The following is a 21,671-nucleotide window of genomic DNA, read 5'->3' as shown; positions in this document are numbered from 1 at the left end:
TGGGTTTTAGTCGAGCTGCTGTTGGTGCATCGCATAGATCAAGGTCAACGCCCGGATGCAGAAGATTGTCGAGAAGCCATAAATGCTCAGTTCGAGCAACGAAACAGATGGATATTGTAGGCCAAGGGAGACCGCATAGCCTACCAAACAAAACAAGACGACGAATGTGATCGTCCACTCATCCGACTTCCGCTTCATCTTCTCGGCTAACCTCTTCTCTTCTTTTTCTACACGCTCCCGTTGCCAAAAGTAAAAGAAAACTGCATACATCGCAAACGAGATTCTCGGAACGTCGCCTAAGAGTAAATCAAAAATGATGAGACCTAAAAATAAGTATGTCCCTAACTGATAGCCGCTCTTCATTTGAAGACGCGAACGCAGTGGTCTGTTCGTCATAATCCAATCACCGCCACGGTCAACCCACCGTAGACGAACCCGAGCACGATGGCACTGATGGCCATACGCTTATATTGTGGATATTGATAAAGGGCAATCGCCCCACCGACGACGTGAACGAAGGCGACGATGAACGTCAAAATCGGAAAAAGCATAAAGAACCTCTTTTCTTTTTAGGAAATCATGGAAACAAATCCATTTTCCGATATACTTGAGTGCGAACTCATTATAACAATTATGGATAAGGAGTTGGAGTCCTATGTATGATTCGCGTATGGATTTGACGACAGAAGAAATGTTACTCGTAAATAGCGAAGTCGAAAAACGAAAACGTAGCCTGCTCGTCGCCTACTTGCTTTGGTTTTTCCTCGGTGCATTTGGTGCGCATCGTTTCTATTTCAAAAAAATCGGTTCAGGAATCGCCATGATCCTACTCGTCGTCTTGACGCTCGGTCTCGGTGCATTCATCACAGGCATTTGGGCACTCGTTGATGCATTTCTCATGCCGGGTTGGCAGCAACGTGAAGTTGAGCAGATTGAGCACGAGACGATTAAGCTGCTGCAAACGCGTTCTGATCGCTATACAGGATTCTAATCAAAAAGACGATTGAGGCATCTCGCCTCAATCGTCTTTTAGCGTTCTGTTAAGTAGAAGGCGAAGTCCCGTGATTTTCGCTCATTCACTGCATGATGAATCCACAGCCACCCAACCCTTCGAGCTCACGAGCAAGCTTCAGCCCGTGGAGCGGATGCGTATCGAAGCCGATCTTGTTCGATAGCTCGACAACAAGCCGCACTGCTTCCTCATCTTCACCTGCGACGAACATGACGGACCCATTCGGATCGCCTAAATTCTCGACCCCTGTCTGATTGAACGCCTTCACAACTTTCGTATCAGGAATGAGTCGCTGCAAATACTCCGCACCCGACACCCCGTCCGGTCGCTCGTCGAGGCGACCTCTTGTAGCGTCAATGTCCCTTCTCGCTCCGTCCGTGTCCCGTACAGCACCTCATAGCCTGCTCGTTCGAACTGCTCCCCGAGCGTGCGTCCGACTTTCCCGGCACCTAAAATCCCGAGTTTCATGATTCACAGCTCCTCGTCTGTCCGCGTGACCGTTCCTCCGAACTCTGCTGCAAGCCCGTCTAAAATCGATTCTTATGGGAACGTGACGATGTGATACGGTTGTTTTTCCTTTTTAGCTATGAAAAATTCCTCCTTTTAGGTAGAAAACATGACGCGCACTTATCCTACTCTTTTTCCCTACTTTTCCGTAAAAAACCTAGTCCGCAGACTAGGTTCAGGTCGGTCGTTTTTCATTCAACTCATAGTGTGAATACGGTACACAGAGCGGTGTCCCGTATAGCGGATCCTCGGTCACCACGACTTTGAGACCGAATACGTCTTTCATGAACGTCTCATCGACGACATCGTTCGGACTGCCTTCGCGATACACGTTACCGCCAGCTAATGCGATGACATGATCTGCATAGCGACAGGCCAAGTGAAGGTCGTGAAGTACCATGATGATCGTCTTTCCTTCCAATCGATTCAATCGATACATCAAATCTAAAATCTCGATTTGGTGCGACATGTCCAAGTATGTCGTCGGTTCATCGAGCAAAATCGTCTCCGACTCTTGAGCGAGTGCCAACGCGATCCATACCCGTTGCTTTTGTCCTCCGGAAAGGTTGCTGACGAGCGTGTCACGGAGCGATACCGTATCGGTGAAGGCGAGTGCCCGCTCGACGGCCCGTTCATCGTCTTCCGAATATCGTTTGAAGAACGTCTGGTACGGATAACGCCCGAATCGGACGAGTTGTTCGACGGTCAATCCATCCGGTGCCACGTTCACTTGTGGCATGAATGCCATGAGTCGAGCCGCCTCTTTCGCTCGATACGAATCGAGCGGTTTGTTTCGAAATGCGATCTCCCCGCCAAGTGCATCTCGCTGTCTCGCAAGCGTCGAGAGGAGCGTCGACTTCCCGCAGCCGTTCGCGCCGAGAAGGACGGTGATTTTCCCATGTGGGATGGAGAATGATAATTGATCGAGCACCGTCTTCTGTTCATATCCGATGGTTACGTGGTTCAAATCAAATGTGTTCATCTCATGCTTCCTTTCATCATCCGTCGAAGTAAGTAGAAGAAATACGGTGCTCCGATGACGGCTGTCATCACGCCGGTCCGTAGTTCATACGGATAAAAAATCGTCCGAGCGAGTACGTCCGCCAACACGACAATCGTCGCCCCGACAAGTAGCGTCGCCCAAATGTAAGGGAGCTTCAACCCTTGTCGAGCGATATGAGGTGCCATCAACCCAACAAAACCGATTGCACCGACAAAGGCGACACCAATACCGGCGAGTAAACAGGAAAGCAACAACGTCCCACGCTGAATCCCTCGTACCGGTACGCCGATGCTCGTCGCTGTCGCTTCACTGATATGAAGCGGACGAACATGACGTTCAATCAAGAAGGCTGCCAGCAAAAAGAGAAGGACGAACGGCACCATAATCTTCAATTGATTCCACGTCGCGGCGTAGACGGTACCGGTGAGCCATTGTTGGATATCGTTCTTTCGGTAGACGTTCGAGGCGAGCATCATGAACTGAACGATCCCTTGCGAGAAGATGCTGATTCCAATCCCAACAAGTGCTAGCCGGACAGGTGGGACTCCACGTTTCAACAAATAGAAGAGGAACATCCCGACAACAATCGCCCCAAGGAACGAAGCGATTGGGATATAGGCGAGCGGCACTGACAGCTGATTCGTTCGCTCATCCGAGAAAACGGTGAAGAACGTAGCCGTCGCAACCCCTGCACCTCCGACAATCCCGAAAATCTCCGGGGATGCCAGTTCGTTTTTGATTGTCAGTTGTAACAAGTGACCGCTGACGGCGAGACTTGCGCCGGCAGTGATTGCCATCAACACACGTGGCATCCGAAACTCGAAGACGACGAGCTGCTCGAATGCATCCCCTGCTCCGATGAACAGGGCAGCGAGTGAGGCGGGACTAAGGAATGTGTCACCGATGGCGAGCCCGAAATAAATCGACACGAGCAATCCAACGACAAGTAGAAGCGCCAACTCGATTTCACGCTTCCGGAGCGTGAACGAGACAGGACCTTTTCGAAAGCGATATGTTTTCATGATTTAAAGACTCCTTGTCTGACACTGACGAGATAGATGAAGAATGCTCCACCGATGACGGCGAGTACGACCCCAACGGTCACTTCGCGTGGGAACAGGATGATGCGTCCCAGAATATCAGCCGCAAGCAACAGAACGCTACCGATGAGGGCACTTCCGGCGAGACGAGCGAAAAAGGCCGTCCCGAATAGATATTTCGCCAAATGGGGAGCGAGCAGACCAACAAATGCGATTGGTCCGGCAAGCGCCACCCCGAATGCGGAGAGCACGACGGCGAGCGTCACGGCGACGAACTTGATGATGCCGACATTTTGTCCAAGTGAACGGGCGACCTGGTCTCCGAGCGATAACGTCTCTAATTCTTTACTGAGCAAGAGAACGAGAATGACCGCCGCCGCCATCCATGGCAACAACATCTCGACGAGCGTGAGCGATCGTCCAGCGACCGATCCGGTCAACCAGAACAGTACCTCATCGAGCGCACCTTCCTCATACGCGATGATCGACTGGGTAAATGAGCTGAATAGAGCGGCAAGCGACGCCCCGGCAAGCGTCATATACATGACGTTCCCACCGTTCGCACTCAGTAGATAGACAATCACGCCGGCAACAAACGCTCCGATGAGCGAGGCTGTCGTGAACGAGGCGATACTACTGAACCCAAAAAGCGTCACGAGCACGATGGCCAGACTCGCTCCGGCGTTTACCGCCAAAATATCAGGAGATGCGAGCGGGTTACGGGTCACGAGTTGAAAAATGAGCCCGGCGAGACCTAGGACACTACCGACGAGTAGCGCGACGACCGTCCGTGGGATACGATTGTCGGCTAACGCAATCATCGCTTGAGATGACCCGTCCGCTTGGAACGTCATCACATCTTGATGGCTGACCGCAATCACACCGACGCGCAAGGAGATATAACTTAAGATAGGTAAACAGATGATCAAGAAAAGTAATTTGATCCAAGGTTTTTTCATGTCCTCACTTCTTTCCTTTCCTACCATAGCAAATATTGCGTTCCAGAAAAAGGGGTTGACAGTGAGAATCATTATCACTTATAGTCAGGAAGGAAAATCACCTACATAGAGGAGAATTGTAATGAAAAAATGGATGCTCGCGTTACTTACGCTTTGCTTAACCATCGTCCTCGCTGCTTGCGGCGGGTCTGACGATACAGAGAACAATACAAGTTCAGAAACTGCGACTCGCTCGATTGAGCACGCGATGGGAACGGCGGACGTACCTGAAAACCCAGAACGCGTCGTCGTCTTGACGAACGAAGGGACAGAAGCCCTTCTCGCCCTCGGCGTCAAACCAGTCGGAGCCGTCAAATCATGGAACGGCGACCCGTGGTACCCGCACATTGAGTCCGAGATGACAGACGTCACGGAAGTCGGGACAGAAAGCGAAGTCAATCTAGAGGCCATCGCAAAATTGGAACCCGATCTCATCATCGGAACGAAACTTCGTCAAGAGAACATCTATGACAAGTTAAACGCCATCGCACCGACGGTCATGTCAGAGACGCTCAAAGGTGATTGGCAAGAGAACTTCACCCTTTATGCGAACGCACTCAACCTAGAAGAGGAAGGCAATCAAGGGTTGGCCGACTACGAACAGCACGTCGAAGATACGAAAGCAGAACTCGGGGACGCCGTGAATAAAGAACTCTCGGTCGTCCGCTTCCTTCCTGGCGAGTCACGCATCTACTTCAATGACAGCTTCTCCGGCGTCATCCTTAATGATGTCGGCATCAAACGTCCAGCGTCACAAGATAAAGCAGAATTCGCTGAACAAGTCGCGATGGAACGAATCCCAGAGATGGCGGGCGACCACATCGTCTACTTCACATATGGTGGGGCCGACGGGTCGAAGACAGCCGAAGAATGGCAATCGAACCAGTTGTGGAAAGACCTCGATGCTGTCAAAGCAGGGGAAGTGACAGAAGTCAGTGATGACATTTGGAACACGTCGGGTGGCGTCTTGTCTGCCAACCAAGTGCTCGATGAACTCGTCGACATTCTAAAATAAATCAAAAGCGCGCCAATTGAATTGGTGCGCTTTTTCATACACTCATATGGTAAAATTTACATATCAACTCATAAGGAGCTTTTTCTATGCAACGAACACTTCGAAAGTCGGCGACGGACCGCTCAATTGCCGGTGTATGCGGCGGGATCGCTGAATACGTGAACATCTCTTCACTCGGCATTCGGCTCTTATTCGTCTTTTTGCCGGCTAACTTTCTCATCTATATCCTTCTTGCCAACTTGATGAAAGATGAACCACACTATCTCTAAAAAAAACGCAGAAGCCATGAGCTTCCGCATTTTTTTGTTAGGCATTCACTTTGTCTTTCATCGCTTCAAGCGCCCCGCTGTTCAGGAAGTGCCATGGCTTGTTGTAGTGCGGTTGGAAGAAGAAGTCGACATAGGCGAGCTCTTCGATCGTCATCTCGTTTTGGATGGCGAGCGAGAGTGTGTTGACCGCTTGCGTCAAATCCGCTTTCGATAACACTTGTCCACCGACAATACGATGTGTCCCTTTTTCATAGACGAGTTTGAATTCGACTTTCTCTGCGGTCGGCATGAACTCCGGACGATACGCGTCCTGGATGACCACACTTTCCACTTCGAGTCCAAAGAGTGCTGCCGCTTCTTCCGTCAGACCAGATGACGCGATATTCCAGTCATAGAGTCGAAGTCCCGACGTTCCTTGTGTCCCTTGGTAGCGGACGCGTGGTTGCATCATGTTCTCCGCGACGAGTGTTCCCATGCGGACAGCGTTCGTCGCAAGTGGGATATAGGCGTGTGTACGCGCCGGGTTATAGTAGACGGCACAGCTGTCCCCTGCCGCAAAGATATCTGGGTTGCTCGTACGCATATATTCATCGACGATGATGGCACCGTTCCCGAGCATATCGACCTGTCCTTCTAAGAGTCCTGTGTTCGGACGGAATCCGACACAGAGAATGACGAGATCCGCTTCGAATTCACCTTTGTCCGTCACGACGTGTGTGACGTTCCCTTCTGTTCCACGGAACGCTTCGACCGTCTGACCGAGTTCAAGATCGATCCCGCGACTTGTCATATCCGCTTCCAATTGATCCGTGAACGACTTGTCGAGATACTTGTTCAAGATGCGGTCGGCACTATCGATAAACGTGACATGTTTTCCGTATGCTTCGAACGCTTCGACGAGCTCGACCCCGATATAGCCAGCCCCGATGACGGCAATCTTCGTCGCGTCTGTCGCCCGCTCGATGATGCGTTGGGCGTGCGAGTAGTTTTTACAGAGCTCGATTCCATTCATTTCGATCCCCGGGAGCGTCGGGACGATCGGCCATGAACCCGTCGTGACGATCAAGCGGTCATACGTGTCATGCACGTCTTCACCGGTCTCAAGATTTTTAGCGTGGACCGTCTTCGCTTCGGAGTCGATCGACAAGACGTCATGTTTCATGCGCATCGTCGCACCGAGTTCTTCAAGTTCACGTGGTGACGAGTAGAATAACTCTTCCGCACGTTGGACGACACCACCAACGTGGAGCGCAATCCCACACGAGAGGAAGCTAACGTTATCGTTCCGCTCGTAAACGGTGATATCGAGATTGTCGTGCTTGGCGAGTAATCCTTTGACTGCTGCTGTTCCTGCGTGTGTACATCCGATGACTGCGATTTTCATATGAGTCGTCTCTCCTTTTATGTTAAACAATACGTTTCGTTTTATATTGTGATAAACATCACATTTACTTCTTGACCTTAGTGTACTATTTCACAATATAAGAATCAATGACTTTGCTCACTTTTTCACGTAAAAGTGTCTAAAGTTTGAACAGAAAAAATCCGCTCATTCTCATGACCGGACTCGCCGCTTTTTCAATAATAGATGATAGATTATTACAAATAGATGCACGATCAAACCGAAGACGTTCATAGCGAGCCCGACGACCGCCCACCACAATGCTCCCCATCCGTATCCAAATGCCAGATTGCCAATCACAAGTACATAGCCACTTACAACCAGTAATGTACCGATCAGGAGTAACACGGACCGTCTTCTTTTCTGCCGCATCACGTGATAGATGGATAGCACCACTCCTAGTGTCAATCCAAGAAACAACAACATCAAAAAGGTCAAATCACTCATTCTCTTTACTCCTCCCGTTTCAAACGAAAAATAGTGAACGTCAAGTAGACAAGGAGACTTCCACCGTATAGGAGCAAACCGTATACGAACCAACCCATTCCATCAAATCCTCTTATGTATCCCACTCCGACGAGCATCATACAAAAACCAATGACCATACTCACAAACGAAATCGTGAGAACCTTATCCGTTTTTGACAGGAACAGATGTCTTCCAGTCCCAATGGATATCCCTGCAAAGATGAACATCATGATTGTCTCAAATCCGTACCATTGCCACCACATGACCCACACCTCAAATCCCTCTTTTTTCCATATTAACATGAGTGAAGGGCTCACAGGTATGTTGAAAGTAAAAAGACCACCCGCTCATGCGAATGGTCCGAGTACTCATCGAACGGTGAACGTCTTCGTTACGCTTCGACCTTTCGGTGTCACGAGACGAAGCGTGAGCTGCGTCCCTTTTCGTTGCGGTGAAAAACTGAGAATCGTCGAAGTCGTTTTTACTTCTTTCTCTGCGAGAACGGTCGTCCCACGCATCAGCGTGAGTGTACCGTAAGCCACGTTTGACGTCGCACGCAATGTCTTCGACGCACTTGAAGGAATGGTCGATGACAATGTCGGAGCCGGTCCGACCGTCACGGTCTTTTTCTGAATGTGACGATACGTCACTTGCTGACTCGTCAACGTCACGACACTTCCAACCGGTTGTCGACTGAATCGTAGCGTCACACGGCCTGTACTGCTTGCCGTTCCACTGGCGATTGTCTTCGTACCGCTCTTTAGTGTCACCGTACTGTTCGGTAGTACATACCCGACCCATAACGACTTTTCGTCGTTGATGGATAGCGTGGACAGCGAGGTCTTCGGCAATTCCACTGTGACTTCACGGGATTTTGATCCGACAGAGGCACGGACACGAATCGTGTCACCCGGTTTCGCCGGGATGGTGTACCGTGTCGTTGATAACCGTTTTGGTGAAACGGCCACACCATTTACGTAAAAACGAACCGGGGCCACACTTGTCTTTTTAATCGTGAGTGTCGCCTGTGTCTTCGTCATCATGACGTCCGTGACACTCAAAACAGGTGCGAACGCGCGAACCGTCTTCGTCAATTCGTAAGTGGCATCGCGATACGTGCGTTTGACACGAATCACATCGCCTTCGCGTAATGGCGTATCGAACGTATAAGGCATCGAACTCGTCTTTGTCACAAGGATGTCATTCCGATAAACTTCATATGCTTCATTTGTGCTAGACGTTACATCAATCGATTTATCGTACATCAATGGTGTCCGCGTCCAAGTGAAGATAGGTGCATCATACGTCGCCTTCACTTCCGCAAGACGGAACTGTGAGGCAGGTGCATCCTGTAACTTATAGTATATTTTTGTCCCAACACCAAACCACATGTGAGAAAACGATTTGATTTGGAGCATCCCATCCTCATTTACTTGCTCACTCCAGGCTTCATAACCGCGTTCGCTACGGGCAACGATGTCAACGGTAGCCTGTGGCGTGGTCTGTAATGTCACACCTGATTTTACAGAGTTCGTTACAAGCGTGATGTCGTTCGGTAAAGTATCTTCACTTTCTTTTACCGTCACCAGTTCAATTGGATCGGCATATACACTTGATGGGCTTCCGATTTTTACGGTCACACGCGATCCTGGTGCGAACCAGCGCGTCGGTTGCCAAGTGAAGCGTCCCATCTCGTCTGACTGAACCGTTTTCGACTGATAGTTGACCAATGAATCTAGTGAGTCGGTGTACTGAGAGGTGCTTTTCGTCACACTGACGAATACTGGGGTGTTCGGTGCCGTTGTTCCTGTGATGGGTCCCAAAACACCTGTTGGCGGATCGAGTGTGAGCGGAACATAGTTAGATGCTACAAAGTCTTCTGTTCGTTCTAACCCGTTCCATCTAAATTCAAAAGAATATCCGCCATTCGTGTTCATCGTCAACTTACCTTGTTCCCAAACAAAAGGTTTCTTCTCAGAATATCGATACGTTGCCGACAATTCTGTCCCACTGACAGGAATGGATGTTCCATCAATCAGTTTAGCGGTTCCGTTCACTTGATAGGATTGGTTCACTTCATATCGTGTCGTTGTTTTCGGTACATCGATCAACAGTTGTCGTGGCGCTTTCCAAAATGACTCCGGCGTATACCCTGCCGTCACATCATGGGATAGCACATACCAATCTCCTCTTAGATTAACAAACGTATCATCCACCGATGATTCTTTCCATTCTCCAGTGGCAACATTGTAACTCACGTAATACGTATCAAACACTTTCCGCATCGTGAAGTAGTAAATCCCGTCTTTCCACAGGAGATTCGTGACAGATTCCGCCTCTTTTTCAATCCAACGTTTCGTGGTCAAATCAAAAATTCGGAGATGTGAGTCGGTGGACATCTTGACCACTAATTGATTCGCTTCTTCGATATATTGGGCAGATCGTACCTTGTCCGTATATGTTCCAAGCGTTTCAAGCGTTTCTCCCGTGATGGCTCGTTTCGTGATTTCACCGTTTGCGAAGACTAGGACCGTGCCGTCAGCAAGAAGGTCGTACGATTCGTATATACTTTCCGTATTAAACGTTCCGAGAATCTCACCCGTCAATGAAGTGACAGAATACGTCGTATGTCCTTTCCAAAGAATCATTTCTAAATCCTGATTCACAGCATGAAGATAATCGAGACCACTACTCGAATCATTCGGGAATGACGTCATCGCATCGTTAATCGGATCCCAAATGATGACCTCGCCATATGCATCTAAAATGACGCGACCGTCTCCGAGTCCAACGATATTGTGTTCAACCGACACGCGGACGGGAAGTGTATACACTTTTCCTGTGCGCATATGCACAATCGTCTCTGGGTCGCCCGATCGCCATACATATTCACTGTTTGATACAACACTTCCCGTTGGCAGAACGTCCGCTTTTGCCGCTCCTTCTGCAAAGGCATCCATTTTTGGTCCAATCAACAATATGAGTACGACGAGCGTACTCCATAACCACTTGTTCATCTGCTTCCTCATTTCTGTTTATGTATACATAAGTTTTCAAAAAACATCCATTTTTGTTGAATCCCTTCTAATTTTAAGATGTTTTCTCAAAAATGCATAGCCCTAATATTCAAAAAAGCACCGCGTCATAATTTGACGCAGTGCTCACTTTTCATTCATCTGTTTCATTAAATCCATCTGTTCTTGCACCATCGCCTCTTTTTCCCGGCGCAGCACCCCTTTGTAGGTGATACGTGAAATCGATAAACTGATTTCATATAGGAAGAAGAGTGGTAACGACACCATAAGGTGCGACGTCAAATCCGGCGGTGTGATGAATGCCGCGATCACGAATAGGGCGAAGTATGCGTACTTTCGAATCTTTGATAAGAAGTACGGGGTCACGACACCGATTCGGGTCAAGAACATCATGACGACCGGTAGTTGGAACAATAGACCGAACGGAATTGTCAGCTGCAACAAGAACGTGAAGTAATTGTTGGCCCCGATGATTTGTTCGAGTCCGAGGTCTTGCCCGAGGTCCGTCGAGATATCGAGGACGAGCGGGAACAACCAGTAGTAGGCGAACGCAAGACCGATCAAGAACAGTCCGAAGATGATTGGGATATAGGCAAGCGTGCCTTTCCGCTCATTCGGATGCAGACCGGGTGCGACAAACGCCCACACTTGATACAGTAGGAATGGGCTCGCCGCGATAAGGCCGATGATGAGCGCCAAGTTCAAGTAAATCATGAGCGGGTCCGCGACCCCAAAGGCGTTCAGTTCGAGCCCGCGTTCGACGAGGTCTTTTTGCAAATACGCGAGTACATATTTGACACTCGGCAAAGCCATCAAAAAGAAGGCAAAGACGACAAATGCAGATAGCATCAGTCGTCTCCGCAGCTCTGTCAAGTGATCGGTGAGTTCCCGCTCTTGATCAGGTTGATGATTCATGGCTTACTGCTCTTTCTTTTCGATAGCTTTCTTGTCGTTCTCGTCGTGCTCGTTCATCATGCCGTTCGTTGCATTTTTGAACTCACGAAGCGTTTGTCCGGCCGCGCGACCAAACTCCGGCAATTTCTTCGGTCCGAAGATGATAAGCGCGATGATGGCGATGATGAATAGACTCGCCCCACCCGGAATCCCGACGACGAGTGATGATGCTAGTAATTCCATTATTGATGGACCCCCTCAGCGGTTGGATAGTGTTGCATAAAGTAAATGAGTGACTGCAGCTCAATCGACAAATCGATATGATGGACGCGAACCGTATCCGGTACAGTGAGTCGTGCCGGTGTGAAGTTCAAGATGCCCTTGATGCCGAAACGCACCAAGTCGTCTGCGACGGACTGCGCATAAGCAGAAGGTACCGTCAAAATGGCGACGTCAATCTTGTTTTGCTTCATGATTTGTTCCATCTCATCGACGTGATGAATTGGGACGCCTGACATCGTCGTGCCGACTTTTGTTTCGTCTGCGTCGAACCCGACGACGATATGTGTGTTATTGTTTTTAAGGAAGTTATAGTTGACGAATGCCGTCCCAAGGTGACCGACCCCGACCAAGGCGACATTCGTAATCTCGTCCTGATTCAGTGTCTTTCGGAAAAAGTCTAACAGATACTGCACGTTATAGCCATATCCCTTTTTACCGAGCGCACCGAAGTACGAGAAATCACGGCGAATCGTAGCCGAATCGACCTTGACCGCCTCACTCAGTTCTGCTGAAGAGACACGTTGTTTCCCTGACGCGTGCAGGCTTTGAATAAATCGATAGTATAGTGGCAACCGTTTGGCTGTCGCTTGTGGAATCTTTGGTTCGTTTTGACTCAACGGAAAGAGCCTCCTTTTTACGACACGTTACAAACGAATCTGAATTTCATACACCTTGATTGTAAACGAATTCACATGACCACTCAACGAATATACCTAAAATCGCTGAAAAATACAGTATACTAAATAGAGAGAAAGGGGTTTTTTCACTTGATCCTACTGCAAGTCAATAACTTATCCAAATCCTTCGGCGTCGAGCCGATTTTAGAAAATGTCAAACTCGAAATCCAGGAAGGCGAACGCGTCGCCCTTGTCGGTCGTAACGGGGCCGGAAAGTCGACGCTTTTGAAAGTCATCGCTGGTGAATACAACTATGACTCCGGGGACATCATGAAGCCAAAAGACGTCACGATCGGCTATCTCGCCCAAGACTCAGGGTTAGAATCCGACGAGACGATCTGGAATGAGATGCTCACCGTCTTCACGGACTTGATCGAGCAAGAGAAGACGCTCCGTCGCATGGAGGCTGACATGGGCTCAGAACGAATCCTAAATGACGCCGCTGCATATGAACGTCTCCTCTCTTCTTACGATGAAGAGCAACATACGTTCAAAGAACGTGGCGGATACCAATATGAAGCGACCATCCGCTCGGTCCTTCACGGGATGCGCTTCTATCCGGACGACTTCGAGCGTCGCATCGACACGCTCTCCGGGGGACAACGGACACGTCTCGCCTTGGCGAAGATGCTCCTTCAAAGTCCCGACCTGCTCATCTTGGACGAGCCGACGAACCATTTGGACATCGAAACACTCGCCTGGCTTGAGAAGTACTTGAACGGCTATAAAGGTGCCGTTCTCATCGTCTCCCACGACCGGTACTTCCTCGATCGCGTCGTCTCGGTCGTCTATGAATTGTCACGTCACCGGAGTCGCCGCTTCGTCGGGAACTATACGAAGTATCTCGAGCAGAAGGCCGCCCTCTACGAGCAAGAGAAGAAGCAGTTTGAGTCGCAGCAAGAAGAGATTGCCAAGATGCAAGACTTCATCCAGCGAAACATCGCCCGGGCGACGACGACGAAACGAGCGCAAAGCGTGCGGAAGCGTCTTGAGAAAGTCGATCGCCTCGATGCGCCGGATGGTGACGAACGTAGCGCCGTTCTCTCGTTCTCCATCAAACGTCAGAGCGGGAACGATGTGCTGAGCGCGAGTGACCTCGCCATCGGGTACGAGGAAGCGATCGCTCAGAATCTCCGCTTCCAACTGCAACGCGGTGAGTCCGTCGCGCTAGTCGGTCCGAACGGGGTCGGGAAGTCGACCCTCCTCAAAGTGTTGACGAAACAACAAGCCGCCCTCACCGGTGAGATCCGTTACGGGACGGGCGTCGAAATCGGCTACTACGACCAGGAGCAACAAAACTTGTCTGACGCGAACCGTGTCATCGACGAGATTTGGAACGACTGGCCGCTCATGCGCGAGCAAGAAGTCCGGAGTCTTCTCGGACAGTTCCTCTTCAGCGGCGATGACGTCATGAAGCGTGTCCATGAACTATCCGGTGGCGAACGGGCACGACTCACCTTGGCCAAGCTGAAGCTGGAGCAACCGAACCTCCTCATTTTGGACGAGCCGACGAACCACTTGGACCTCGACTCAAAGATGATTTTGGAGAATGCCCTCCTCGACTATCCGGGCACGATTCTCTTCGTCTCTCATGACCGCTACTTCATCGATCGACTCGCGACGCGTGTGCTAGAGATCACACCGAACGGCATCAACGAGTATCTTGGGGACTATTCGTACTACGTCGAGAAGAAAGAAGAGCTCGAGGAACTGGCGCGACTCGCCCGTGAAGAGACGAAGCAGGTCGTCGTGAAAAAACAGCGTGCCGATAAGGTACAACAGCGAGAAGAGCGCCGCATCAAACAGCGCATCGAAGAGATTGAGCAAGCGATTGAGCAACATGAGAATCGTCTTGATGAGATCGAGCAGTTGCTTTGTGAGCCGGACGTCTTCAACGACTTCGCCCGTGCACAGGAGTTGTCGACCGAATCGGACGCGGCGAAAGAATCGATTACCGCACTTTATGCGGAATGGGAGGAACTCCATACATGATGCGTACCCGTGCCATGCGAATCGAGTTCATTCAAGCGTTCCTCACAGGACTGGCCTATATCGTGCCGACCGGGACCGAGTTCGTGTCTGAACTCATCCGTGGGGAGCCGACGATTGTCCCGTCTATTCTCTTTTACTTTTTACCGGTCGTCATCGGCTTCATCATTCAGACGTGGCCAGGGATACTACTCAGTCTCTTCAGTGGTCTGCTCATGAGCACGCTCTTCATCCGTGTCGTCGTCTGGCCGGTCGATGTGACCGTTCACACGTTCTATGCGCCTGGATCGGTGTGGGCCCACTTCTATGAAGAGACGCTCTTCATGTGGATTCTCGCTCTTCTCGTGTTCATCGTGAGCCGCGTCAATACGTGGCATCGGGAGAATTATCGACAACCAAAAGCATAACAAAACCACGTCTTCTGTTTGAAGGCGTGGTTTTGTTTGTACAATCAACGTTAGCACTGACATTGATAATCGCTCAAGATTGAATTTGACCCGGATACGGACGAAAAAAAAAGGAAACATGTCTTGCGTTCGCCCATACATTCCTTCAACAACTTGAAGCACTCAAAAAGGTTCAGCCGCGTGGCTGAACCTTTTTGTTAGAAATAACGCAGTGGTTGGAATCCGATTGTATGGAAGTCGAGTTTCGTTCCGTCTTCAGCGATAAAGAAGACAGCCTCGTTCGTGTCGACGTCACGTGTGAACACTTTATAGAACGTCATCGGCTTTTCGCCATTCGTCACATAGCGTGCTTCATGCGTCGAGATGACTTGTGCGAACAGTTGCTGTTCGTCGAGTTCCTCGATCAAATCATCAAACTTCGCCGCTTCTTCTTCCGTTGCCTCGCGACCTCGCTCGATTTCATAGTAAGCATCGCTTGCTTTTGGCTGAACGCCGAGATTACGATCGACGACGATCACACGCTCCGGCTCTTGGTCGACGACACTTGTGTAGCCATATAGTGACTTGATGAGCGTATTCTCTCCGGTCACGCGACCGATGCCTTCTAATGACTCTTCTCCAGTGAGTGACTTCACTCGTGTCTCTTCTGGAACAATCTCCTCTTGATAGGCGATATTGTAAGCGCGGATGATCTCACGTACTTGTAAGAACGTCGCAACGACGAGTAGTACGATGAGTCCTCCGATGATGATGCGTTTCGTCATGTCTCTATTTCCCCCTAGACTGTCATGCTCTCTTCTAAGGATAACCCAGGAACCGCGTTCATCGCTAGTGTATCGCGCTTACCGCGCACATACGCGTGATGTGCCGCCACCCCGATCATGCCCGCGTTGTCCCCACAGAGGTCAAGCGGTGGAATGACGAGTTGAATCCCTTCAGCTGTAGCCGTTTCTTGAAGCGCTGCGCGGAGGCCACGGTTCGCCGCGACACCACCCGCGACAAGCAATTGCTTCGCCCCTTTTTCCTTCACGGCACGAATCGCTTTCTCGACGAGCACTTCGACGACACTCGCCTGGAAGCTCGCCGCCAAGTTTTCAGGGATGACCGTCTCTCCCCGTTGTTCCGCATTGTGTACGGCGTTGATGACCGATGACTTCAAACCACTGAAACTGAAATCGAAACTACCCGGTTCGAGACGAACGCGTGGGAAGTTGTACGTGTCTTCCCCGACCGCTGCCAGGCGGTCAATCGCAGGACCTCCCGGATATGGGAGACTGAGCGTGCGCGCAACCTTATCGTACGCCTCACCTGCCGCGTCGTCACGTGTCTCCCCGATGACTTCGAAGACACCATGTTCTGGCATATAGACGAGTTCTGTATGTCCCCCTGAAACGACGAGACAGACAAGCGGGAACTGCATCTCTTCAACGAGTTCGTTCGCGTAAATATGTCCAGCGATATGGTGGACACCGATGAGCGGTTTTTGATGGGCGAATGCCAACGCCTTGGCCGCACTGATCCCAACGAGAAGGGCACCGACGAGACCCGGTCCTTGTGTGACCGCGACTGCATCGACGTCTTCCATCGTCACGCCGGCTTCACTCAATGCATCGTCAATCACGTACGTGATTCGTTCCACATGATGACGAGACGCCACTTCAGGGACGACGCCACCAAATCGTTTATGACTCTCGATTTGAGAAGAGACGACGTTCGACAATAACGTCTTTCCGTCTTTGACGAGTGCAACAGACGTCTCGTCACAGCTCGACTCAATCGAAAGAATCAGTGATGTGTTCATTCTGACTCACTTCCTAACTTCGCCCAATAAATATAGGCGTCTTCATTATTATCCTGATAGTAGCGTCTTCTCCGACCGGCTTGCGTAAAACCGAACTGTTCATACAGTTTTTGCGCGCCTACGTTCGACACGCGGACTTCTAACGTCAATCCGACGAGTCCTTTTGACTTGGCGAACGCGACAAGTTCCGCTAACAATTGATTACCGATGCCCTGTCCACGAAACTCAGGTAAGACGGCAATGTTCGTGATATGTCCTTCATCGACGATTTGCCATACTCCGACAAAACCGACGACCCGTTTGTCATGGACCGCGACAAAGTAAATGGCCTGTTCATTTCGAAGCATCTCATTCATGAACGCCTCTTTTGTCCACGGAATGGCAAACGATGCTTCTTCGACTTGCGTCACTTCTTCGACATCGAGCCACGTCATTCGACGAATTTTCACGTCAGCCATTGTTTTGACCCTCTAACCATTTCGCTTCCGCTTCAGCGAGTCGCAAATACTCTGGCTCAAACGCATGGACATCGCTCGTCTCATCGCTAAAGACGACCAAATCACTCGCACGTCCGTAACGATGGGCAGCCGGTGCTTCGACATACTCATATTCACTTAACACGTCACGGAACGGTTCCACGTCTCCGACGACAAGGAAGCGCCCTTGACTATTCAGTCGCAACCAATCCGCGACCGAGGCGTGCTGATCATGCGTTAGTGCTTTGTTGTGTTGATAATATCCGATATACGCGTTGCCACGGCGAGCGTCAATCAATGAGACGACCGGCAAATCGGTATTCGGGGCCGCTGCCATGAGCTGCAGGGCAGATACACCGATGAGTGGAAGATTGAGCGTATAAGCGAGTGTCTTCGCTGTCGTCACTCCAATCCGAATTCCCGTGTACGACCCAGGTCCGGTCGTGACTATGATGCGTTCGAGCATATTCGGTGTCCACTTGACCGCTGCCATGAGCTGTTCAATCATCGGCATGAGTGTGACCGCATGGTTTTTTGAGACCATGACGGTCGCTTCGGCTTGAATCTCTCCAGCCTCACTTAACGCGACTGACAAACGTGTCGTCGCCGTATCAATCATCAATTGCTTCATGCGAGCACCTCCTTGGCGATTTGAACGTAACGCTCACCCGTCGGAGCAAGTGTCAGTTTACGTTCTTCGTCGCCGACCCGTTCAATCGTGATGGCCAAGCGTTCTTCCGGGAGCGAGGACTCGATCAAGTTCGACCACTCGACGATGGCGACACCATCACCATTGATATATTCCTCAAGACCGATGTCATCCCCCGTATCTTCGAGACGATAGACATCCATATGATAGAGCGGCAATCGCCCTTTATATTGTTTCATAATGGTGAAGGTCGGACTGTTGACGTTCCGCGTGACACCGAGTCCTTTTGCGAACCCTTGTGTGAACGTCGTCTTGCCGGCACCGAGGTCACCGTTTAACGTGATGACCGTCCCTGCTTCGACGAGTGTGGCCAAACGTTCTGCCACCGCTTGCGTCTCCGCCGCAGAATGCGTAATCAATGTATACATGAATGGTTCTCCTTTTTCACTTCTCATACGTACTCATTGTACACTTCATTTTAAGCAAAAAAAAACACGAAACGCCATCGTTTCGCTATCTCATTTAAAAATTGGTTGCGGGGGCTGGATTTGAACCAACGACCTTCGGGTTATGAGCCCGACGAGCTACCAGACTGCTCCACCCCGCGACGACATATGAAATTAAATAAAAATTGGTTGCGGGGGCCGGATTTGAACCGACGACCTTCGGGTTATGAGCCCGACGAGCTACCAGACTGCTCCACCCCGCGATGGTTTGAATTGTTTCGACATCCTCTATAATAAGCGAGACAGTTATAAAAAGCAACCATTTTCTTAATGTTTTTTCAAAAATGGAATCGGGAACAAATATAACAGCATAGACTATCAGAGAAAAGGGGCGCGACCGCCATGTCCAAATGGGGAAATCGATTCAAGAAATGGTTCTTTTCGGAGATCGAAGCCGAGATCACGTTTGACCCGGCAGCACTCATTCCGAAGCAGACCGTGACGGGTACGTTGCACGTCTCCAACCCGACAACGAATGTCGTTCGATTACAGGAACTCACCCTGACCTTCTTGACGACGTTCAAAGACATCACCATGGAAGGAAACGAGTTCAATCGAGAAGCTGATATTCAAGAAGTCCCAATTCCACTATCGCTTGTACTAGAACCCGGAGCGAAGGAAGATGTTCCGTTTTCATTCGAGTTGACGATGTACGCCCCTTCCTCTGCCGGCGCCCCGTATAGTATAGAGGCTACATTATGGGACAAGGACATCAAACGAGTTTGGTTTGATGTGCTCGAACACATCGAAATCGAACCGATGCCTGAACTGAAACGATTACTCGATGCGACCGCTCACGCTGGACTTGAGCCGATGTTCGTCCGAAACGTGATCGACCCGCTCGGGGAAGAACGTCCGTATCCATTCGTTGAAAAGTATGGATTCAAGCCGGTCGGAGAATGGGCCGATGAGTTCGAGGTCGTCAAATCGTTTTGGCGCTTGCATGAAGACGGGATCGACCTCTACTACTGGCTCGACAACATCGAGACCCAGCGAACGCTCGAATCGATGGCGACCGACGTCGAACTGCGTCATCGTTCTCTCACGTGGGAACAACTCGAGCGCGAACAAGAACAGCTCGGTCTCGGAATTCAAGATACGCTACGCAGTCACCGCTCCTCGTGAGCGGTTTTTTCAATTTGAATTCCATCCTTACTCGTATTGACGATAGTTTGAAAGTGGTGGCGATACGGATGCATGAACAATTCATATTGCAGACGTCGCTCTACATGTGAAGCGTGTAAGTAGTCCAGCTCCATACCCCGTTCCTGAATATCACGATGCGAACGTCGCTTGAACTCAGTCTCCCCGTCTGTGTAGAGATAAATCGATTGATCAAAAGATGAAAGATCCAGGAATGCGACACTCATCCCTTCAATAATCGTGATTGGCTTCTCCGGATCAATCCATGTCCGCTCTAGATAGGGGACATCAATCGTATAAAACCCAATCCCTTCCCGAATCATACGGATATCTCGCTCGAGTGAGAGCAGATGATGTGCGGCCGGATGACACGCCGTCATCTTATACTGATGGGTCGTTCCATCGTGTTGATACGTGAGGATCGTTTGTTTCCGCAACTGTGAATCTGTAATATACGGGTCTGTGTGAAGCAGGTTTATATCACCGAGTCGTTCCCGTAATTTTTCTGCCAACGTCGATTTTCCGGCTGCCCCGTGTCCGGAGATAGCAATCAGCGTTCGTTGATCCGGTCTCACGCTTTGTACGATACCCTCAATCAGTTGTTCCATGATTCTCCCCCTTTCGGTAATTTTGTTGTTTCAGAAAAACAAATACACGTCATTCATTCTCTATCCGTTTTCGAAGCCTGATTGCTGAAACAGTAAACATCACAAAGGCAATCAACGAAATCGAACTGACAATGATCAGAGTGGTCGATATGGGAGAACTAAAGAAAAATGGAATCGATAAAATCAATAGCGCTCCCGTGACTGCCATCCCTCTAATAAGAAATACCATCGTTTTACTCATTTTCTCTTCGCTCTCCTTGAACTAAGCAAAAGAACCCTTACTATAAATATAATGACAGACAGCTCATCGTGTCAGGATGAGCTGTCTTCTTTTTTCTTCAGTCTCGTCAAGCTTCTGTTCTAACGTTTCCACTTGTCTCGTCATACGAGCAATCAGCTGACTGATTTCCTTATCCAGTCCGTCCACTTGATCTAAGGAATCATTGATTCGTCCATGCATCGTCCATTCTGAAAAAATATCATCCAAAAAGTAATCTGCGAACTGAATGAGTGAACCTCGATCGACATGCAACTCCTGAACAATACCTTGCACGTCCGCTAATTCACGGGAGAAACGCTCTAACGCAGATTGTAATTCGTGCATTGTCTGCTCGGAAGCATCTAGCGCCTCATGTTTCATTGCTGTGGCAATCAAGCCACCCCCGAAGAACGTGTCATACGTCGACCACCCTTTCGCACTATCTAGATGTTTGAGTGTTTTTGCAATCGTTGATCGCGCCGCCTTACCGGCAACGATGGCTTCCCGATACTCGATAAGAAGTTCATTCGTTTCGGCTTGTTGATTCGTGAGATGGTGTAGGTCTCGGCGAATAGCTGGATCTTTCGCAAGATGGGATTCTTTTGTTTCTAAGAAGGTCTCCCACTCAGCGTCGATGCCCTCATAAACCTCGAGCTGTTCTTGTAATTCTCGATGTTCGAGCGTCAATTCGTCAATCATCGCCTCGTGTTCTCGTAATTTCAGTTCAGCGCGAGCAGCCTCTTCCATTTCGATTGTCCGTTGTTCATCAAACGTGCCTCGTAACTTTCGCCATGTGTTGACGAGCGAGAATTCTTCAAGGTCATACACATCACGTTGTTCTTTCGTGAATGTGTTGAGTAGTGTCTTCCGCACCGTCTCATGCTCGTTCAACTGTTTGTTTAGTATCTCTTGCTTACGCACAAGTCGATCACGCTCGGCGATACGTTGTTGTAAATCTAATTGGGTCTCCTGAAGATTTTGCATGATGTTTCTCCTCTCATTTTGTTTATCGAATGAGTCAATCTGAGGAGATTCATGATTTATAAACATCCCCTCTTTCTCTTACTTAGTACGAAAAAGAAGGGACAAAGTTTCAAAGAAACAAAAAAACGACCGAGCGTATGCTCGGTCGTCCTGCGTTGTTGCCTGGCAACGTCCTATCCTCACAGGGGGAGATCCCCCAACTACTTTCGGCGCTGAGACGCTTAACTTCCGTGTTCGGCATGGGAAC

General features: G+C 49.8%; 27 protein-coding genes, 2 tRNA genes and 1 rRNA gene. 6 read left to right on the top strand and 24 right to left on the bottom strand.

Translation table 11 applies throughout. The annotated features are described in order from the left end of the window. Positions 1-6: 6 nt before the first annotated feature. Together KNO68_RS13450 and KNO68_RS13445 are read right to left on the bottom strand one after the other, a co-directional pair. The gene (locus KNO68_RS13450; protein ID WP_214873931.1) at positions 7-396 is read right to left on the bottom strand and encodes a CobD/CbiB family protein; all 390 of its coding nucleotides are present in this window, start codon (positions 394-396) and stop codon (positions 7-9) included. Beyond that, entirely contained in the window at positions 393-551 is a 159-nt protein-coding gene (locus KNO68_RS13445) for a hypothetical protein (protein ID WP_015880595.1), read from the bottom strand. Before KNO68_RS13445 ends, KNO68_RS13450 begins: the two co-directional genes overlap by 4 nt. A 104-nt stretch (positions 552-655) precedes the next feature. On the opposite strand from KNO68_RS13445, the gene KNO68_RS13440 reads away from it, so the two are divergent. Beyond that, complete coding sequence (locus KNO68_RS13440) at positions 656-991, top strand: TM2 domain-containing protein (protein WP_214873933.1); 336 nt, start codon at positions 656-658, stop codon at positions 989-991. 85 nt (positions 992-1,076) lie between these two features. Here the strand turns inward: KNO68_RS13440 and KNO68_RS14990 are convergent, their stop codons facing one another. From KNO68_RS14990 to KNO68_RS13420, 5 genes are all read right to left on the bottom strand, one after another. After that, on the bottom strand, positions 1,077-1,310 hold the full coding sequence (locus KNO68_RS14990) for an NAD(P)-binding domain-containing protein (protein ID WP_251025010.1): 234 nt from the start codon (positions 1,308-1,310) through the stop codon (positions 1,077-1,079). Next, on the bottom strand, positions 1,277-1,480 hold the full coding sequence (locus KNO68_RS14985; protein WP_251025009.1) for an NAD(P)-binding domain-containing protein: 204 nt from the start codon (positions 1,478-1,480) through the stop codon (positions 1,277-1,279). Before KNO68_RS14985 ends, KNO68_RS14990 begins: the two co-directional genes overlap by 34 nt. Positions 1,481-1,694: 214 nt before the next feature. Then, entirely contained in the window at positions 1,695-2,501 is an 807-nt protein-coding gene (locus KNO68_RS13430) for an ABC transporter ATP-binding protein (protein ID WP_074034811.1), read from the bottom strand. Further along, positions 2,498-3,544: a FecCD family ABC transporter permease gene (locus KNO68_RS13425; protein ID WP_074034812.1), complete on the bottom strand. Its 1,047-nt coding sequence runs from the start codon at positions 3,542-3,544 to the stop codon at positions 2,498-2,500. Before KNO68_RS13425 ends, KNO68_RS13430 begins: the two co-directional genes overlap by 4 nt. Further along, positions 3,541-4,521: a FecCD family ABC transporter permease gene (locus tag KNO68_RS13420; protein WP_215112624.1), complete on the bottom strand. Its 981-nt coding sequence runs from the start codon at positions 4,519-4,521 to the stop codon at positions 3,541-3,543. Before KNO68_RS13420 ends, KNO68_RS13425 begins: the two co-directional genes overlap by 4 nt. Before the next feature lie 121 nt (positions 4,522-4,642). On the opposite strand from KNO68_RS13420, the gene KNO68_RS13415 reads away from it, so the two are divergent. Next, entirely contained in the window at positions 4,643-5,575 is a 933-nt protein-coding gene (locus KNO68_RS13415; protein WP_215112623.1) for an ABC transporter substrate-binding protein, read from the top strand. Positions 5,576-5,661: 86 nt separating this feature from the next. Then, on the top strand, positions 5,662-5,844 hold the full coding sequence (locus KNO68_RS13410) for a PspC domain-containing protein (protein WP_026824450.1): 183 nt from the start codon (positions 5,662-5,664) through the stop codon (positions 5,842-5,844). A gap of 37 nt (positions 5,845-5,881) precedes the next feature. Here KNO68_RS13410 and KNO68_RS13405 read toward each other — a convergent pair whose 3' ends face one another. The 7 genes from KNO68_RS13405 to KNO68_RS13375 all read right to left on the bottom strand — a co-directional run bounded on the left by KNO68_RS13405 (position 5,882) and on the right by KNO68_RS13375 (position 12,542). After that, positions 5,882-7,228 (bottom strand): FAD-dependent oxidoreductase, encoded by a 1,347-nt coding sequence (locus KNO68_RS13405; protein WP_215112622.1) that lies wholly within the window; start codon positions 7,226-7,228, stop codon positions 5,882-5,884. Positions 7,229-7,399: 171 nt separating this feature from the next. Then, positions 7,400-7,693, bottom strand: coding sequence for a hypothetical protein (locus tag KNO68_RS13400; RefSeq protein WP_215112621.1), 294 nt, complete (start codon positions 7,691-7,693; stop codon positions 7,400-7,402). Positions 7,694-7,698: 5 nt separating this feature from the next. Then, positions 7,699-7,977: a hypothetical protein gene (locus KNO68_RS13395; protein WP_215112620.1), complete on the bottom strand. Its 279-nt coding sequence runs from the start codon at positions 7,975-7,977 to the stop codon at positions 7,699-7,701. Positions 7,978-8,082: 105 nt separating this feature from the next. Further along, complete coding sequence (locus tag KNO68_RS13390; protein ID WP_215112619.1) at positions 8,083-10,731, bottom strand: hypothetical protein; 2,649 nt, start codon at positions 10,729-10,731, stop codon at positions 8,083-8,085. A gap of 144 nt (positions 10,732-10,875) precedes the next feature. Further along, on the bottom strand, positions 10,876-11,664 hold the full coding sequence (gene tatC, locus KNO68_RS13385; RefSeq protein WP_031424497.1) for a twin-arginine translocase subunit TatC: 789 nt from the start codon (positions 11,662-11,664) through the stop codon (positions 10,876-10,878). Between the two features lie 3 nt (positions 11,665-11,667). Next, positions 11,668-11,886 (bottom strand): twin-arginine translocase TatA/TatE family subunit, encoded by a 219-nt coding sequence (gene tatA, locus KNO68_RS13380; RefSeq protein ID WP_034770678.1) that lies wholly within the window; start codon positions 11,884-11,886, stop codon positions 11,668-11,670. Next, the gene (locus tag KNO68_RS13375; protein ID WP_015880579.1) at positions 11,886-12,542 is read right to left on the bottom strand and encodes a redox-sensing transcriptional repressor Rex; all 657 of its coding nucleotides are present in this window, start codon (positions 12,540-12,542) and stop codon (positions 11,886-11,888) included. Before KNO68_RS13375 ends, tatA begins: the two co-directional genes overlap by 1 nt. Positions 12,543-12,692: 150 nt before the next feature. Here KNO68_RS13375 and KNO68_RS13370 point away from each other — a divergent pair, with 150 nt between their 5' ends. Beyond that, positions 12,693-14,594, top strand: a complete 1,902-nt coding sequence (locus tag KNO68_RS13370) for an ABC-F family ATP-binding cassette domain-containing protein (RefSeq protein WP_215112618.1) — start codon at positions 12,693-12,695, stop codon at positions 14,592-14,594. Continuing rightward, complete coding sequence (locus KNO68_RS13365; RefSeq protein ID WP_214758578.1) at positions 14,591-14,998, top strand: hypothetical protein; 408 nt, start codon at positions 14,591-14,593, stop codon at positions 14,996-14,998. Before KNO68_RS13370 ends, KNO68_RS13365 begins: the two co-directional genes overlap by 4 nt. Before the next feature lie 197 nt (positions 14,999-15,195). On the opposite strand, the gene KNO68_RS13360 is transcribed toward KNO68_RS13365, so the two are convergent. The 7 genes from KNO68_RS13360 to KNO68_RS13330 form a co-directional block, all read right to left on the bottom strand. Then, positions 15,196-15,762 carry a hypothetical protein gene (locus tag KNO68_RS13360; protein WP_078146164.1) on the bottom strand — a complete coding sequence of 189 codons (567 nt, stop codon included), beginning with the start codon at positions 15,760-15,762 and terminating at the stop codon, positions 15,196-15,198. A 14-nt stretch (positions 15,763-15,776) separates the two neighbouring features. Continuing rightward, complete coding sequence (gene tsaD / locus KNO68_RS13355) at positions 15,777-16,799, bottom strand: tRNA (adenosine(37)-N6)-threonylcarbamoyltransferase complex transferase subunit TsaD (RefSeq protein ID WP_215112617.1); 1,023 nt, start codon at positions 16,797-16,799, stop codon at positions 15,777-15,779. After that, complete coding sequence (gene rimI, locus KNO68_RS13350) at positions 16,796-17,257, bottom strand: ribosomal protein S18-alanine N-acetyltransferase (RefSeq protein WP_214812792.1); 462 nt, start codon at positions 17,255-17,257, stop codon at positions 16,796-16,798. The genes tsaD and rimI overlap by 4 nt, the downstream gene beginning before the upstream one ends. Further along, complete coding sequence (tsaB, locus tag KNO68_RS13345) at positions 17,250-17,906, bottom strand: tRNA (adenosine(37)-N6)-threonylcarbamoyltransferase complex dimerization subunit type 1 TsaB (RefSeq protein ID WP_214812793.1); 657 nt, start codon at positions 17,904-17,906, stop codon at positions 17,250-17,252. The genes rimI and tsaB overlap by 8 nt, the downstream gene beginning before the upstream one ends. Beyond that, entirely contained in the window at positions 17,903-18,352 is a 450-nt protein-coding gene (gene tsaE, locus KNO68_RS13340; protein WP_015880566.1) for a tRNA (adenosine(37)-N6)-threonylcarbamoyltransferase complex ATPase subunit type 1 TsaE, read from the bottom strand. The genes tsaB and tsaE overlap by 4 nt, the downstream gene beginning before the upstream one ends. Before the next feature lie 102 nt (positions 18,353-18,454). Beyond that, a tRNA-Met gene (locus tag KNO68_RS13335) sits at positions 18,455-18,531 on the bottom strand. A 25-nt stretch (positions 18,532-18,556) separates the two neighbouring features. Beyond that, positions 18,557-18,633: transfer RNA gene (locus KNO68_RS13330), tRNA-Met, on the bottom strand. Between the two features lie 139 nt (positions 18,634-18,772). Here KNO68_RS13330 and KNO68_RS13325 point away from each other — a divergent pair. Beyond that, positions 18,773-19,555 carry a sporulation protein gene (locus KNO68_RS13325; RefSeq protein WP_214758573.1) on the top strand — a complete coding sequence of 261 codons (783 nt, stop codon included), beginning with the start codon at positions 18,773-18,775 and terminating at the stop codon, positions 19,553-19,555. Here the strand turns inward: KNO68_RS13325 and KNO68_RS13320 are convergent. The 3 genes from KNO68_RS13320 to rrf form a co-directional block, all read right to left on the bottom strand. After that, the gene (locus KNO68_RS13320) at positions 19,540-20,181 is read right to left on the bottom strand and encodes a uridine kinase family protein (RefSeq protein ID WP_214758571.1); all 642 of its coding nucleotides are present in this window, start codon (positions 20,179-20,181) and stop codon (positions 19,540-19,542) included. The two genes, KNO68_RS13325 and KNO68_RS13320, sit on opposite strands and share 16 nt — an antisense overlap. Before the next feature lie 304 nt (positions 20,182-20,485). Further along, positions 20,486-21,424, bottom strand: a complete 939-nt coding sequence (locus tag KNO68_RS13315) for a coiled-coil domain-containing protein (protein WP_215112616.1) — start codon at positions 21,422-21,424, stop codon at positions 20,486-20,488. A 160-nt stretch (positions 21,425-21,584) separates the two neighbouring features. Beyond that, positions 21,585-21,671, bottom strand: a 5S ribosomal RNA gene (rrf, locus tag KNO68_RS13310); the annotation flags it as partial.

Source organism: Exiguobacterium sp. s75 (genome assembly GCF_018617145.1).
Taxonomy (GTDB): domain Bacteria; phylum Bacillota; class Bacilli; order Exiguobacteriales; family Exiguobacteriaceae; genus Exiguobacterium; species Exiguobacterium profundum.
Note: the sequence above shows the minus strand (reverse complement) of the source record. Positions and strands in the feature narration are given on the sequence as shown.

Excerpts from the sequence above, each read along its gene's own strand:
- KNO68_RS13450 (WP_214873931.1), bottom strand. The coding sequence starts at position 396 with ATGACGAACAGACCACTGCGTTCGCGTCTTCAAATGAAGAGCGGCTAT.
- KNO68_RS13445 (WP_015880595.1), bottom strand. The coding sequence starts at position 551 with ATGCTTTTTCCGATTTTGACGTTCATCGTCGCCTTCGTTCACGTCGTC.
- KNO68_RS13440 (WP_214873933.1), top strand. The coding sequence starts at position 656 with ATGTATGATTCGCGTATGGATTTGACGACAGAAGAAATGTTACTCGTA.
- KNO68_RS14985 (WP_251025009.1), bottom strand. The coding sequence starts at position 1,480 with ATGAAACTCGGGATTTTAGGTGCCGGGAAAGTCGGACGCACGCTCGGG.
- KNO68_RS13430 (WP_074034811.1), bottom strand. The coding sequence starts at position 2,501 with ATGAACACATTTGATTTGAACCACGTAACCATCGGATATGAACAGAAG.
- KNO68_RS13425 (WP_074034812.1), bottom strand. The coding sequence starts at position 3,544 with ATGAAAACATATCGCTTTCGAAAAGGTCCTGTCTCGTTCACGCTCCGG.
- KNO68_RS13420 (WP_215112624.1), bottom strand. The coding sequence starts at position 4,521 with ATGAAAAAACCTTGGATCAAATTACTTTTCTTGATCATCTGTTTACCT.
- KNO68_RS13415 (WP_215112623.1), top strand. The coding sequence starts at position 4,643 with ATGAAAAAATGGATGCTCGCGTTACTTACGCTTTGCTTAACCATCGTC.
- KNO68_RS13410 (WP_026824450.1), top strand. The coding sequence starts at position 5,662 with ATGCAACGAACACTTCGAAAGTCGGCGACGGACCGCTCAATTGCCGGT.
- KNO68_RS13405 (WP_215112622.1), bottom strand. The coding sequence starts at position 7,228 with ATGAAAATCGCAGTCATCGGATGTACACACGCAGGAACAGCAGCAGTC.
- KNO68_RS13400 (WP_215112621.1), bottom strand. The coding sequence starts at position 7,693 with ATGAGTGATTTGACCTTTTTGATGTTGTTGTTTCTTGGATTGACACTA.
- KNO68_RS13395 (WP_215112620.1), bottom strand. The coding sequence starts at position 7,977 with ATGTGGTGGCAATGGTACGGATTTGAGACAATCATGATGTTCATCTTT.
- KNO68_RS13390 (WP_215112619.1), bottom strand. The coding sequence starts at position 10,731 with ATGAACAAGTGGTTATGGAGTACGCTCGTCGTACTCATATTGTTGATT.
- tatC (WP_031424497.1), bottom strand. The coding sequence starts at position 11,664 with ATGAATCATCAACCTGATCAAGAGCGGGAACTCACCGATCACTTGACA.
- tatA (WP_034770678.1), bottom strand. The coding sequence starts at position 11,886 with ATGGAATTACTAGCATCATCACTCGTCGTCGGGATTCCGGGTGGGGCG.
- KNO68_RS13365 (WP_214758578.1), top strand. The coding sequence starts at position 14,591 with ATGATGCGTACCCGTGCCATGCGAATCGAGTTCATTCAAGCGTTCCTC.
- KNO68_RS13360 (WP_078146164.1), bottom strand. The coding sequence starts at position 15,762 with ATGACGAAACGCATCATCATCGGAGGACTCATCGTACTACTCGTCGTT.
- tsaD (WP_215112617.1), bottom strand. The coding sequence starts at position 16,799 with ATGAACACATCACTGATTCTTTCGATTGAGTCGAGCTGTGACGAGACG.
- rimI (WP_214812792.1), bottom strand. The coding sequence starts at position 17,257 with ATGGCTGACGTGAAAATTCGTCGAATGACGTGGCTCGATGTCGAAGAA.
- tsaB (WP_214812793.1), bottom strand. The coding sequence starts at position 17,906 with ATGAAGCAATTGATGATTGATACGGCGACGACACGTTTGTCAGTCGCG.
- tsaE (WP_015880566.1), bottom strand. The coding sequence starts at position 18,352 with ATGTATACATTGATTACGCATTCTGCGGCGGAGACGCAAGCGGTGGCA.
- KNO68_RS13325 (WP_214758573.1), top strand. The coding sequence starts at position 18,773 with ATGTCCAAATGGGGAAATCGATTCAAGAAATGGTTCTTTTCGGAGATC.
- KNO68_RS13320 (WP_214758571.1), bottom strand. The coding sequence starts at position 20,181 with ATGGAACAACTGATTGAGGGTATCGTACAAAGCGTGAGACCGGATCAA.
- KNO68_RS13315 (WP_215112616.1), bottom strand. The coding sequence starts at position 21,424 with ATGCAAAATCTTCAGGAGACCCAATTAGATTTACAACAACGTATCGCC.